11 protein-coding genes are annotated in these 12,651 nt (G+C 36.8%); 6 read left to right on the top strand and 5 right to left on the bottom strand.

Annotated elements, in window-relative coordinates:
• Positions 1-269: 269 nt before the first annotated feature.
• The 4 genes from KQI58_RS15840 to KQI58_RS15825 form a co-directional block, all read right to left on the bottom strand.
• Positions 270-1,511 carry a hypothetical protein gene (locus KQI58_RS15840; protein ID WP_216410008.1) on the bottom strand — a complete coding sequence of 414 codons (1,242 nt, stop codon included), beginning with the start codon at positions 1,509-1,511 and terminating at the stop codon, positions 270-272.
• A gap of 270 nt (positions 1,512-1,781) precedes the next feature.
• Complete coding sequence (locus KQI58_RS15835) at positions 1,782-2,366, bottom strand: DUF2922 family protein (protein WP_216410007.1); 585 nt, start codon at positions 2,364-2,366, stop codon at positions 1,782-1,784.
• A gap of 46 nt (positions 2,367-2,412) precedes the next feature.
• Positions 2,413-2,805 (bottom strand): hypothetical protein, encoded by a 393-nt coding sequence (locus KQI58_RS15830; RefSeq protein ID WP_216410006.1) that lies wholly within the window; start codon positions 2,803-2,805, stop codon positions 2,413-2,415.
• A 332-nt stretch (positions 2,806-3,137) separates the two neighbouring features.
• Positions 3,138-3,863 (bottom strand): hypothetical protein, encoded by a 726-nt coding sequence (locus tag KQI58_RS15825; protein ID WP_216410005.1) that lies wholly within the window; start codon positions 3,861-3,863, stop codon positions 3,138-3,140.
• Positions 3,864-4,395: 532 nt separating this feature from the next.
• Here KQI58_RS15825 and KQI58_RS15820 point away from each other — a divergent pair.
• Positions 4,396-5,502 carry a tyrosine-type recombinase/integrase gene (locus KQI58_RS15820; RefSeq protein ID WP_216410004.1) on the top strand — a complete coding sequence of 369 codons (1,107 nt, stop codon included), beginning with the start codon at positions 4,396-4,398 and terminating at the stop codon, positions 5,500-5,502.
• Positions 5,503-6,108: 606 nt separating this feature from the next.
• Here the strand turns inward: KQI58_RS15820 and tnpB are convergent.
• Positions 6,109-7,251 carry an IS200/IS605 family element RNA-guided endonuclease TnpB gene (gene tnpB / locus KQI58_RS15815; RefSeq protein ID WP_216410003.1) on the bottom strand — a complete coding sequence of 381 codons (1,143 nt, stop codon included), beginning with the start codon at positions 7,249-7,251 and terminating at the stop codon, positions 6,109-6,111.
• Positions 7,252-7,586: 335 nt separating this feature from the next.
• On the opposite strand from tnpB, the gene KQI58_RS15810 reads away from it, so the two are divergent.
• The 5 genes from KQI58_RS15810 (at position 7,587) to KQI58_RS15790 (ending at position 12,629) form a co-directional block, all read left to right on the top strand.
• Positions 7,587-8,867 carry a GHKL domain-containing protein gene (locus tag KQI58_RS15810; RefSeq protein WP_216410002.1) on the top strand — a complete coding sequence of 427 codons (1,281 nt, stop codon included), beginning with the start codon at positions 7,587-7,589 and terminating at the stop codon, positions 8,865-8,867.
• 416 nt (positions 8,868-9,283) lie between these two features.
• Positions 9,284-9,532: a hypothetical protein gene (locus tag KQI58_RS15805; RefSeq protein WP_216410001.1), complete on the top strand. Its 249-nt coding sequence runs from the start codon at positions 9,284-9,286 to the stop codon at positions 9,530-9,532.
• Positions 9,533-9,656: 124 nt separating this feature from the next.
• Positions 9,657-10,904 carry a GHKL domain-containing protein gene (locus tag KQI58_RS15800; protein ID WP_216410000.1) on the top strand — a complete coding sequence of 416 codons (1,248 nt, stop codon included), beginning with the start codon at positions 9,657-9,659 and terminating at the stop codon, positions 10,902-10,904.
• A 12-nt stretch (positions 10,905-10,916) separates the two neighbouring features.
• Positions 10,917-11,639 (top strand): LytR/AlgR family response regulator transcription factor, encoded by a 723-nt coding sequence (locus KQI58_RS15795; RefSeq protein WP_216409999.1) that lies wholly within the window; start codon positions 10,917-10,919, stop codon positions 11,637-11,639.
• 195 nt (positions 11,640-11,834) lie between these two features.
• Positions 11,835-12,629: a winged helix-turn-helix domain-containing protein gene (locus KQI58_RS15790; RefSeq protein ID WP_216409998.1), complete on the top strand. Its 795-nt coding sequence runs from the start codon at positions 11,835-11,837 to the stop codon at positions 12,627-12,629.
• Positions 12,630-12,651 lie beyond the last annotated feature (22 nt).

Genomic DNA, 12,651 nt, shown 5'->3' with positions numbered 1-12,651 from the left:
ACTCAAGAACCGTAGGAACTACGGAGATAGCTTGGTAAATAAGAGACACCTCTGTTAGTAAAGAAATACGCTATCAAGTATGCTCTCTTCCCAAGAAGCTCCCACTTCAAGCGTTAAGATCCGATAGGTTTAGCTAAGTGGTGAGTAGTTCACCCAAGAAGCCAGTAAAAATGAATTCACGCAATAGGAATAAGCCCCGTTGAATGCTCGCTTCAAGTGGGCGTGTTCCATTTTCTGGTGAACCAAATTAGAAGTTACTGTCTTTCAACTCATTCAGTAAACAGCAAGAGTTCCTCTTTGGTCCTGTCATAGCTTAGCAACAAGACTGTGCCGTCCTCTTTAGCAAACAGTTGTGTATCATCCGCCTTTGGTAAGGTAAAATGATCGCGATAGACCGTGTTTTTCTTAATTCCCTCTTTGATCACTGTATGGCTATCTGACAACCAAATAACGTAGCCGGATTTTTTTATGAAACGATTCGAGGCAAAAAAAGGACTCATTTTGCCAAAATCAATCTCTTTGCGTTTCTCTGTTTTCAGATTTCTTAAGTAGTAGTGAAATTCTGGGATGTCTTCGTATTCAGCGTCTGGATACTCTTCAAGCTCAGAAGACGAATACGGGAAAACATAGGTGATCAATTCCTCGATTACCCACTCATCTGAATAGGCGAAATAAGCATTTTTAGTATCCGCTTCTTCCTTAGGAAAGGTGTACTTCCTTTCTTTCCTCGTGTCTAGCTCCTGAATCGTATAACTGTCCTCATTTGCGATCAGCTGCTTTGTTCCGCTGTTGCTTAATTCTTTATCATCTGGCGACGGATTATTCAAATCGAAGTATTCTTGATCTAAACGATCATACGCTGCACTGTTTTCAATGATTTCTAAAACATTGTTTGTAGTTGGATCAATCTGCAAAATGAATGAACGCAAATTTTCTTTTGTCGAACGTTCAGCAGTAGGCGAACCATAGCACTTGATATATAAATAGTCGGATGAAAATACATGCTGCGGCACCTTGCTATCAAATTCGATAAATTCTCCGATCTGTTTTTCCGCCTTCAAGTGAACCAATCCATAATAATATTTTTTAGTATAGCTTTCGATCTCAATAATCGACTGTTCGGGGTCAACTTTGAACTCCCCTTGAATGCAGATTAACGCATAATCCCCATAAATATCCTCGACCTCGTAGTTAAGCGAATAACTCAAGGCGGCGTCTTCTTTAAGCGTACGTAATGTGATCGGGACGGATTTTTTAGAGAACGGGTCGACCTTCAATAGCTGATCATCGTTAAAATAGATCAACTGATCTTGATACGATTTAACCCCTGAAAGTCCGACATTATGGGTGCGGATTTGGTCTGTATCAGCAAAACTACTGATATTGATCTTATGCAATTTTAGTCGATGACGATCCTGAACGCTGTACCTCTGCTGAGTGAAAAAAAAGATCCCCCCACCAACCATTAAGACCAGCACGGCTACAATCATTAAATATGTTCGTTTCCCCATGGTAATCTCCTTTAGCATCATGCCAGAATCAGAAAGCTAAGTCCTTTCTGGTCACATTCAATACTAACGTTATTCATCACAAGTGACAATAACTATCATTTTTCTATCTGGAAATTTATCATTTTCCTATTTTTTTGCCAAGCCGCCGCTATTTGAATAAGCCATGACTTTTTCATAAGAACACTCTCCGAAATGTGTGCACGCATTTCGGAGGACTTCTTTTAGCCTAATTGGCTAGTTCTATGGAGATTTTTTTGCAGAAAGCTGCCCTTAATGCCGTTTTCTTTTCTTTGGCTTATTCTTCTGAAAGAGCTCGAGTAGCCGCCGCTGCTTTTTGGTAGTAGCTTTCCTTTTTTGAGTCGCCGGAGGTTCGGTGGCAGGAGCTTCTTTGGACGGAACATGGATAGTCTTGTCCTCAATGTTCTTCTCTATTGATGGAACGGAGCACTGTGCTTGAGATCGTCGCGGACTTTTAGCTGGGGTGCTGGTTTCGGACGTCGCTTCTTTTACTTGTGTTAGGCACGGTGCATCGACAGTGCAGCTCTCTTGCGGTTCTTCTTTTGCAATTTCTAGTTGAGTTTCAACGGGTGCTTGCTGAGGAGTGGTTTGACTTTCGTTTTCTTCGGTTGTTTTATCAAAGATGGTTCTTTCCGAAATTGTCACATATTTTGCACCAACGACGGACGTGAATAGTTTCACCCCGTCTTTTTCAAATAGATCCAAGGTAGTCATTAATTCACACGCTTCTTTGATTTGTTCAGCGGATAGATCTGGATTTACTTCCTTACACGTCCAGCGGTGTTTATTGCCGGCGCCATTTAGGAAAGTTGTTACTAAATTTGTTGTTGTTTTCATTGTTGTTTTCTCCTTTTATTGTTTTGTATTGGTCGTGTCTGTTCTCTCACGAGACTTCAGCTTCAGCAGGACGAAATTTTGCGATTTGAGAATGCAGAAATGTCTTCGTCTGTTCAGTGAAATTTCGGACAGGAAATAGTTTAAGTGTCAATAGGCGCCATTCTTGAAGCATGAAGTAATCTTGAAAGTAATAAAAGAAACGTTTCATTGTGCGTGATACTTTGGTATTCAAGAATAGATGCCGAACAAGCTCCTTTAGAATCTGGGTGTGTTCTTTTGCGCTAAGCTGGCAACGTACTCGTAAGGCGAGAACGTATTTAATGGCTAGTGTCGAATTTTGTGTTTCCTGATAGATATGGGTAATTCGTTTTTCCAATGTGTCAAGTTTTAAACCAAACACCTGTCGATGATTTAGCGTTAAGGTTGTGTCATTTGTCATAGACTTCGCTTTCTCCTTTGTTTGTTTTTTGTTGGGAAAAGTTGTTGCAATGGTTGGTTCTTTCTTAGAGCATATGCTGCGAGTTTGTATCCGTTGTTCCGGCCGTTGAGTACAGAATAGAGCATTTCGTCAAAATAGTTGACCCGCAATTTCGATCCAATCCTTGCAATTTCGAATAATTTTTTACTAGAAACGTTGAATCCACGATTTTATTGCTGGAAATTAGAAGGAAGAATTCGAATTTGACATTTGAATAAAAAAGAAGGACAGCTTGTTCGGTTACTTTTGAATATAAAAAACAAGCTGGATGAAATATCCAGCTTGTTTGGCAGTTAATTCCAATTCTCCCAATGAATGGCTTCAGGAGAGTCGACTAATTGGTCGTAATAATGAAGAAAACGCGCACGTTGATACCGACGATAAATTTCTCCTTTACGTGTCGCGAATAATTGCAGAAGGGGCCGCTTTACTAAGCTACGGGAGAAGGATGTGTTTGGCAGTGTTAAGTAATCCATGGGTGTATCGCCTAGCGATGAAAAAAGGAAGTAGTCCTGTTGTAGCGAGGCCAGGAGACCACATGCCATCTCTGCACGTAAAAGGATATAGTAACGGCGAATCGGTATCGCTAGTACAAAGCCATCAATCAGCTTCGCATAGTGACGACCCTCATGAGTATAAATGTCTTCGATTTTCAATGGATTAATCCAGATCGAATGCGGCAAACCAGATAGCGGGAACAACGAGAAGTAAGGACAAACCCAAGGTAGTTTGTATTTTCCAAAGGTCTCCATATCCGTTAACATCGAGGACAAAATATCATAACTGGGAAAGCAGTACGCGACCGAAAACTGATGCAGAATGGTCAAAGAATTCTGATTGCTGAAAAAAAGACCATTTTCAGCGATGATCAGATTCCCTGATCGATCGGGCAAAGGAACGAGACAATGAATTTCGCGAACCTTCTGGGGGGGAAACGGCATTGCCTTATCCAGACACTCCGCCCATAAATCAGACCATTTTGTGTCATCCAAATAGTTGCCTACGTGCAAATCAAACATAAAAACTCCTCCTGCCTAAGTGTATTTTTTTGTGGTTCTGTTAAAAAAGTACGTAAGAAAAAGAAGGAATCTTTCTGCATTTTTTGAGTTAAGAACAGCAAAGATGCGTTTCTTGTTATTCATCGTTTTTCAGATTTATTCTGGATTCGCTTATTTTAAACAAAAAGAAAATCATAGAAAGAATCGAGGGGAGACAAAAAAGCCTGCTTTCAATGAAGAAAGAAGGGATTGTTGAAATATGTGAGATTCTTTTGTTTTTAAATTGTGTTATTTTTTCGTTAAAAAAATCTTATTATTGTGAATAACAAGAAAAAAATATCTGATAAATGTGCTTTTTATCTAATTTAAGTATTTTCATTACCTGCATTTTAATATATATTAAGATAACAATCAATAGAAAATAATATAAAATTTTATATTTAGTTGTTTCTAAACGTATTCAATTTAATTTATATTATTGAATATCGATTGGATAAAGATATGGGGATGGTCTTTTTACCGTCAATTAAGCCGTCAAAAAAGGAGACTCACAATGCGAAGAGGAGAAAATATTTACCGAAGAAAAGATGGACGTTGGGAGGGGCGCTACGTCAAAGGAAGAAGCTTGTCAGGAAAAATCAAGTACGGCTATGTATACGCTCATACGTTGAAGGAAGTCAGAGAAAAACTGTATCCGTTGAAGATTCAATATCAAACCTATCAGAAAGTTAGAGGAATTTCTTCGATTTACTTTGAAGAATGGAGCAATTATTGGTTACACATGATTCGCTCTGAGGTTAAACCAGCAACATATTCAAATTACTGCTATAAATTGCGAAATTATGTAATACCAATTATCGGAGAAATTCCTTTGAACGAATTGACAGAGGTAACTGGACAAAAGCTTTTAAACGCTCTGCTTGAGAAAAATTTGAAAAAGTCCACTATCCAAGTGATCTTCCGAATTGTCATTCAATGTCTCAATGAAGCAAAAAGAAAATCTCATATTAATGAAAATAGCTTTTCAACAATCAAATTACCAAAAGAGAAGAAAAGAAAGGTTCGAGCGTTAAGTCGGAAAGAACAACTTCAGTTAGAGAAGACAGCCCTAGCTGAAAAAAAGGGGAATGGAATTCCGACAGTGTTATCCTTGCATACTGGCTTGAGAATTGGTGAGATAGCAGCATTACGTTGGAACGATATTGACTTTGAACGAAAGCTGATTCAAATTACTCATACGTATCAACGAATTTCTTTAAGTAATGGCGAACAAAGAACACAATTAGTTTTTGATAGTTCAAAAACGGATGCCTCAATTCGATTGATTCCTATGTCAGACAAAGTGAGAAAAATTCTACTTAGCCAAAGAAAAATATCGAAAGGTACATTTGTTTTTTCAAGCAAAAATAAACCAATCGAGCCACGCTTGTTAACGTATCATTTTCATCGTATTCGGAAAAAATGTCAGCTATTAGATGTTCATTTTCACCAGTTGCGCCATACTTTTGCGACACGTTGCTTAGAAGCACAAGGAGACATTCTTTCGGTCAGTGCATTGTTAGGACATACGTCCACTCAATTAACATTAGATACCTATGCAGACTCACTCATTGAGGCACGAGCCAACGTTATCTATCAAATGGAAAACAAGATCCGCTAAATAATAAAAAAATTCTGTTGCTTAAACAATAGGCTCCCTTTTTTTGCTTTTTTTCAAAAAAACGCTTACTTGTATATATCTTTTCACCAATTCTTCAAAAAGTTAATTTGAAATTAAAAATATGGATAATTCACTTTAAATAACTTTCCATTCGCCGTCAACAGCCGTCGGGGAAACTCTGTATCTATTGATAATACTGATTTTTTACGTATTTACTTGGTTTTCACAAGACTAAGATATTTCTCCCTACCTGCTTGGTGTTATCTCTCAGCTATATTCGAATGATAAACATAGGGATATAATAGTTCGTTTCATTTTTTTTACGGATAAAAATTCGAATCACTTAAAATAATAACATTCCATTTATTTGAAAATCAAAGGAACCTTCTTATCGTTTTTCTCACAGATCATAACGTTCAGAGAACAAGAATTATAAAATGGATACAAAAGTGAACTACTCACCACTTAGCTAAACCTAGCGGTCCTTCACGCTTGAAGTGGGAGCTTCTTGGGAATAGAGCATACTTGCAAGTGTATTTCTTTACTCACAGCGGTTTCTCTTATTTACCAAGCTATCCCCGTAGTTCCTACGGTTCTTGATTATATCTAAGCTAATGCGTGCAAGCGCAGACCTTCACTCAGAATATTGATACTAGCGTTGATATCTCTGTCATGATGTGCATGACAAATAGGGCACGTCCATGCTCGAATGTCGAGAGTTTTCTTCCCGTCTTTGTGTCCGCATTCTGAACAAAGTTGACTAGATGGAAACCATCTATCGACCTTAATGATTTCACGTCCGTACCAGTCAGCCTTGTACTGCAGCTTATTGACAAAACTAAACCAAGAAACATCAGTGATACTTTTCGCTAATTTATGATTACGCAACAGACCTTTAGTGTTCAAGTCTTCAATACAGATCAAATCGTGATTTTTGATCATTTCTGTACTCAACTTATTCAGAAAATCGTTGCGTTGATTCATTACTTTTTCGTGTAGTCTAGCCACTTTGCGTTTTTGTTTTTGGTAGTTTTTAGCATCAAAGAGATTTACGCCTTTCTTTTTGGCTAAAAGTGCACGTCTTGATAATTTGCGCTGTTCACGTTTCAGTTTCTTTTCCATTTTTGCAGTGAATTTATTATTATCAAATGTTTGACCATCAGAAAGAATCGCAAAGTTTGTAATACCAAGGTCAATCCCAATTGCAGAATCGGTTTTAGGTAATTCAATCATTTCTTCTTTGCACAACAAAGAAATATGATATTTTCCACTCGGATGTCGTGATATTGTAGCAGATTTAATCTCACCTTTCGGAAGCCTATGAAGTTTGATTCTGACTAAGGTTTTTACTTTAGGCAGTTTGATAAATTGATTATCCACCAAAGCGACGGTTCCATTTTGATTATTGGTGGTATAACTTTGAACAGGATTCTTCTTACTTTTGAACCGAGGAAAGCCGACAGATGGATCACGAAAGAAATTCTTGTACGCTTTATCTAAATTGAGTTGGGTATTTGCCAAAGCAAGGCTGTCTACCTCTTTCAAAAACGGATAATTATTCTTGTATTTCGCAGGTGTTGGAAAACGCATTTTCTTAGAGGAATCATTCTTAATTTCTTCATAGGCTTTTATTCGATCCGCAAGCATTAGATTGTACACTTTACGGACACAGCCAAAAGACTTAGCAAAGAAAATTTCTTGTTCTTCCGTTGGATAGATTCTGAATTTATAAGCTTTTAGTCGTTCCATCACGTGTTCTCGCTTTCTATTGATAGTCATAAAGCTGAATGCTTGTTAGGGATCAAACCATTATTATCTTCGATTTGTTCGTTGATTTATTATACCAAAAGGGGAACAAGAAGGGAACAGAATCAAAACAAAAAGGCATTCATCACCCACCTATAGAGGATGGGCGACTTCTGCCTATATTAGTTAAAATTATTTAAACATAATATGGATTTATAGGACATAATAAAATTAATTATATAAGTTCTTTGAGTATATATTAAGAAATGTTATCATTAATATAATGATAGAACATTATTTTGTTTTGTGATAATTTTTTTGATTGAGAAGGTGTGGTAATGATGGATTTTAGTTTGATTTTTGAAAATATGCTTAATACACTCATCTATTTAGCGGTGATTATGCTGTTTTTCAATTTGTTGTTGGTTAGGAAACAAAGAAATATCTATGCTTACTTCTTATTCTTCACTGTATGCTTTGGGTTAACCTATCTGCTATTCCTTTTCGATTGGTTTTCGGTGTTGAGAACGGTCGTGATGATTGTTGGTTCACTTGTGTTTTTCTTTAAGGGGACATTTGTAAATAAGGTGATGGCTAGTGCATTGCTGGTCCAATTGGCAGTAATTCTGGACTTTATCCATGCCATACTCATAATGGCAACGATGCCTGTTTTAAAATATGACGCTATGAATGGTTCGGCATTACCTGATATTTATCTCGAACTGGTAGTAGTGATGGTATTAATCGTTTTCAATCTCTTGCGCCGTGAAAAGACGACATTGATTCAGTATTTTGATAAAAAATACATTTTGATCTGGCTGTTGATTACATTGAATTTTGTATTGTTTATTAGTGTGGTGACAAGTTTAGAATTTTCTAGTCAAATGAAGGGGATTATCGCAGCAATATTGGTCTTAACAAGTGGGATCAATATTTATTTTTGCTACTTTCTGGAAAAGACGCAACGAATATTTGAAGAGAATCTCGTCATCACCAAACAGGTAGAGTTTCAAGAGAATAAACTGAAACAAAATCAAGCCTATTTAGAAAAAAACAATCGCTTAATGCATGACATCAAGAGGCATTACTTAGAGATCGAACACGCTTTGTCAGAAAATCAGTTGAATTATGTGAAAGAATATATGAAAGGTGTTTATCAGCAATACTTTGATAGCAGCGGAACAAGATTTACAGGCAACCAAGTCGTCGATAGTATGTTCTTTTCACTAAAAGACCAGTGTGAAAAAGAAGGCATTGAATTAGATTACACTATCCATATTGATAAACAAATTGGTCTGGACGAGAAGGACTTAGCGGTATTGCTGGGAAGTCTGTTTGACCGCGCAGTAAAAGAGGCGAGACAAAGTAGTCATGATCGACGGATCAAGATTAACATGTTGACGAAGAATCATCATGTGGTACTAACGATTGAACATCCAAAGGAAGTAAAACTGGGGTTGCCAACAGAAACTGTGTCTCAATGGGAACACTCACAAATTATCAATCGCATAATCGAGAAAAATTCTGGAATGTATGAAGTATCAAGCGAATCAAATAAAGAGTCAGCAAAGATTGTTCTGCCAATAAGACTAGAAAAAAATGAAAAAGTGGGGAATTAGGGGTTCAATTAAGGCGTGGTCTCGAGAAAGAATAGGAACGTTTGTGGATTTTGAAAAATGTTGAGCAAGTAGATGCACGGCAAATACATAATAAATAATGATAATTAATAACAATTGTTTTTGAGGAATGAAAAAAATTTTTTTGATCTGATAAAATAAATTTATTGCGCTGGTTAATTGAGGGATTAGTTTATATGTATGTTTAATTTTTCTTTTTTAGAGAAAGATATAAATATAAAACGTTTGTGATTAATAAAATAATGTTTATAAATTGAAAAATGGTTTGCTTTGTCCGTTTTAATTAAAAATAAAAAAATGATAATATATATTATGGTAGAAATTATGATTGATTATCAAACTGTTTAGAATATAGCTAGTCTAACAGCAGTTTATTACTTTTTTGAGGATGTGTTTTTTTGATTCTTTTAACAGCTGCAATGAAAGCTTTATCAACGGTGGTTCTTTCTGTTGGATTACTGTTTACTAAAACAAATAGGACAACCATCAATAAAAAACATCTTTTGATTTACTTAATGGTTCTTATCAATGCGTTGTTGATTTTTGCTGGGGTAATGAGTATTGACTGCTCTATGCAATTGAAAGTTGGGGTATCCGTCATTCTAGTGCTTTCAAGTGGGATAAGTTTTTACTATTTAGACATCTAAAGCAGAGAAAATGGCTAATTTCGCTATCAGAGAGTTGAGATCCAACCTTTATTCAATAATGGAGATATGAATAGAGCGATGAATCAGCAGAAATCACTGATTTTTTAGAAAGGACGGGATGTGGATGCCTGATTTTATAATTGTTCTTCTTGACACGGCTAACATGTCGTTAATCACTTTCTTGTTATTTAATTTGCTATTAGTCAGGAAAAATAAAAGTATTTTCGTGTACTTGATATTATTTAGCTTGAATGTAGGTTTCACTCATTTTTCTTATGTCTATAATCTACTGCCGGCTTTTAAGACAGTCGTAATCATGGCAAGTGTAATGTACCTGTTCAAAGGAACAATCCCCAATAGAATATTGGCTGTTGCTTTTTTATTCCAATTAGGAGTGATCCTTGATTTTTTGCATGGATTTGTCGTATTTATCAATCTACCGGTTAATTATCATGTAATGCCTAACGGTCAAGGCAGCTTCATAGAGATACTAATACAACTCATCCTCATAAGTCTAAATTATCTTCGTCGAGGAAAAGAGCCGCTAATTAATTATTTTGACAAAAAGTATGTCTTGGTTTGGCTGTTAATTACGTTAAATGCTTTTTTATCGTTCAGTATTATATCCAGCCTTGAATTCTCCAGTCAGATGAAAGGCTTGATCTCTACAATATTAATCCTTACTAGCGGGATCAATCTCTATTTTTGTTACTACCTAGAGAAGACAAGAAAAATCTTTGAGGAAAACACTGTTATCAGTAGGCAAGCAGAATTCCAAGAAAGCAAGCTGGAGCAGAATAAAGCCTATTTAGAAAAAAACAATCGCTTGATGCATGATATTAAACGTCATTATTTGGAGATTGAGCAGGCCTTATCAGAAAATCAGCTCGATTACGTAAAAGAATATATGAAAGGCGTCTATCAGCAATACTTTGACAATAGTGGCACTGGATTTACAGGAAACCAAGTAGTTGATAGCATGTTCTTTTCATTAAAGGAACAGTGTCAAAAAGAAAAGATTGAGTTAGATTATTCAATTACTATTAATAAGAAAATTGAATTAGATGAAAAGGACTTAGCGGTCATCTTGGGTGGTTTGTTTGATAAAGCGGTAAAAATGGCGAGTCAGACAGAACAAGAGCCTTTGATTAAAGCGGAAATGAGAACAGATCAACACCATCTAGTCATTACCGTTCAGCATCCAAAAGAATTAAAAACGGCTGGAACAAAAGGCATGATCCAGCAGTGGGAGGAATCTCAAATGATTCATCGCATCGTGGAGAAGTATCACGGCATGTATGAAATAGTTGAAGAACCAGAACTAAGTGGAACCAAGATCATCTTACCGATAAGCCTGAAGAATAAAAAATAATGGAGCAAGAACATGATTAATATTTTAATTTGTGAAGATGAAGAACGCTATCGAAATCAGTTAAGAGAGCGACTCATTCATTTATCGTTTGCGATGGACATTGAGATTCGGACTCATGTCTATCAGTCAGCAGAAGAATTACTACAAATGTACGAGAAAAAAGAAAAAGAGTATCATCTATTATTTCTTGATATCGAATTGCCAGGAATGGATGGTATGAGAGCGGCGAAGGTCTTGCGCGAAGAGCATGGTTATGACGGTCAGCTAGTCTTCTTGAGCAGCCATTCTGAGCTGATGCAAGATAGCTTTGAAGTGGGAACCAATCAATACTTAGTAAAGCCGGTTGATTTCGAAGAATTCGAAAGAAAGATTCGCCCAATTATAGCAGCGATCACTAAAAACGATCAGCGAATCACTCTTGAGCTGGTTACTGGCGGTTTTCGGATTGTACCTATCAACAGTATCCTAGCGATTCATTCTAATAACTTAGGGAGAAAAGGCGGGGTGATCGTTCAAACGCAGTCAGAAGAATTTTCTGCCTATGGGAAGATGCAAGAGTTTCTTGAAAAGCTCGAAGCACAGCGTTTTTTCCGTATTCATAAGCAGACCATCATCAACTTAGAACAGGTTGTTTTCTTTGACGGCGACCTTGTAGTGATGACGAACCAGCAGTCCTTAAAAGTCAGTAGAAACGTGAAAAAGAGTTTAAAGGAACAGATCATGAAATTTTTATAAGTTGAATAAAGTAAAGCCAAGCAATTGAAAATTAATTGTTTGGCCTTTTTTTTTACAAAAAAATACACGATAACAGTCAATTTCTACATGATATTTGCAAAAATCAATCAAATAATAATTTTAATTTATGATAAATAATATAATCTGTCTGTTAAAAAATTGAAAAACATAGATCAGATAAAGGAGGGGAAACGGATGGGACCGATTCTACTATTGACTAAGAATGTTCTAGCGGAAGAAGAATTCCAAAAAAAATTACAGCACTTGAATTATGAAGTATTTAGTTCAAGCAGCCTGTTATCAAAGCGAGTCAAATTAACTGACTTCCTACATTTTTTCAATTTATTTTACTACACGATCATCAGTGAGACGATTTCAGATATTGAATTGCAGCAGCTTTTGCCCGTGCTTAAAAAATCTTCGACGATTATTATTCGGAAGAACGCACATGAGCTTGAGAATAAGCCGCAGGACATTCGGCTGAATCTGTGGATCTCGAATGAATCAAGTGTTGAGGAATTGCGAGAGCTTCTGATGGAATCCATTTATAAGGAAACACAAAATCATATGAATCAACGGCAGGCAGTTGGAGAGCATGGGCTTCGTGCGGATGGCAGTCCGTGGCTGACATGGGAACAATTCGATACCCAGCTTTCCTTAAGCTCAATGGAGAAACGAATTCTAAATGAGCTGTATTCAGCCAAAGGAGAGATTGTCCCGCGGAATGACTTATGCGTCCGCATCTGGGACGGCGAGATCACGGATTCGAAGATGGCGATGTTGTCCAATGCTATACGAAATCTAAGAAGCAAGCTGCAAAAAGACGGCTTCACTGAGGATATGATCCGGACACATTGGGGCAGAGGGTACCAATTATCTGAACGCTTCTTTGAAGTTTTTTCAGATGAACAAAACGATACCGAAGAAGTAGAAGAATGCCAGTCAGAGGCGGACAATTACTTTTCTAGTTCATTATCAGAAGGGTATTAGTCAACTATCAAATGGTTCGCAC

Source organism: Enterococcus raffinosus (assembly GCF_018917525.1).
In the GTDB taxonomy this organism is placed as follows: domain Bacteria; phylum Bacillota; class Bacilli; order Lactobacillales; family Enterococcaceae; genus Enterococcus_A; species Enterococcus_A raffinosus_A.
The sequence above is the reverse complement of the archived record's forward strand: the minus strand, read 5'-3'. Positions and strand labels throughout refer to the sequence as shown.

Excerpts from the sequence above, each read along its gene's own strand:
- tnpB (WP_216410003.1), bottom strand. The coding sequence starts at position 7,251 with ATGGAACGACTAAAAGCTTATAAATTCAGAATCTATCCAACGGAAGAA.
- KQI58_RS15790 (WP_216409998.1), top strand. The coding sequence starts at position 11,835 with ATGGGACCGATTCTACTATTGACTAAGAATGTTCTAGCGGAAGAAGAA.
- KQI58_RS15825 (WP_216410005.1), bottom strand. The coding sequence starts at position 3,863 with ATGTTTGATTTGCACGTAGGCAACTATTTGGATGACACAAAATGGTCT.
- KQI58_RS15835 (WP_216410007.1), bottom strand. The coding sequence starts at position 2,366 with ATGAAAACAACAACAAATTTAGTAACAACTTTCCTAAATGGCGCCGGC.
- KQI58_RS15830 (WP_216410006.1), bottom strand. The coding sequence starts at position 2,805 with ATGACAAATGACACAACCTTAACGCTAAATCATCGACAGGTGTTTGGT.
- KQI58_RS15810 (WP_216410002.1), top strand. The coding sequence starts at position 7,587 with ATGATGGATTTTAGTTTGATTTTTGAAAATATGCTTAATACACTCATC.
- KQI58_RS15820 (WP_216410004.1), top strand. The coding sequence starts at position 4,396 with ATGCGAAGAGGAGAAAATATTTACCGAAGAAAAGATGGACGTTGGGAG.
- KQI58_RS15840 (WP_216410008.1), bottom strand. The coding sequence starts at position 1,511 with ATGGGGAAACGAACATATTTAATGATTGTAGCCGTGCTGGTCTTAATG.
- KQI58_RS15795 (WP_216409999.1), top strand. The coding sequence starts at position 10,917 with ATGATTAATATTTTAATTTGTGAAGATGAAGAACGCTATCGAAATCAG.
- KQI58_RS15800 (WP_216410000.1), top strand. The coding sequence starts at position 9,657 with ATGCCTGATTTTATAATTGTTCTTCTTGACACGGCTAACATGTCGTTA.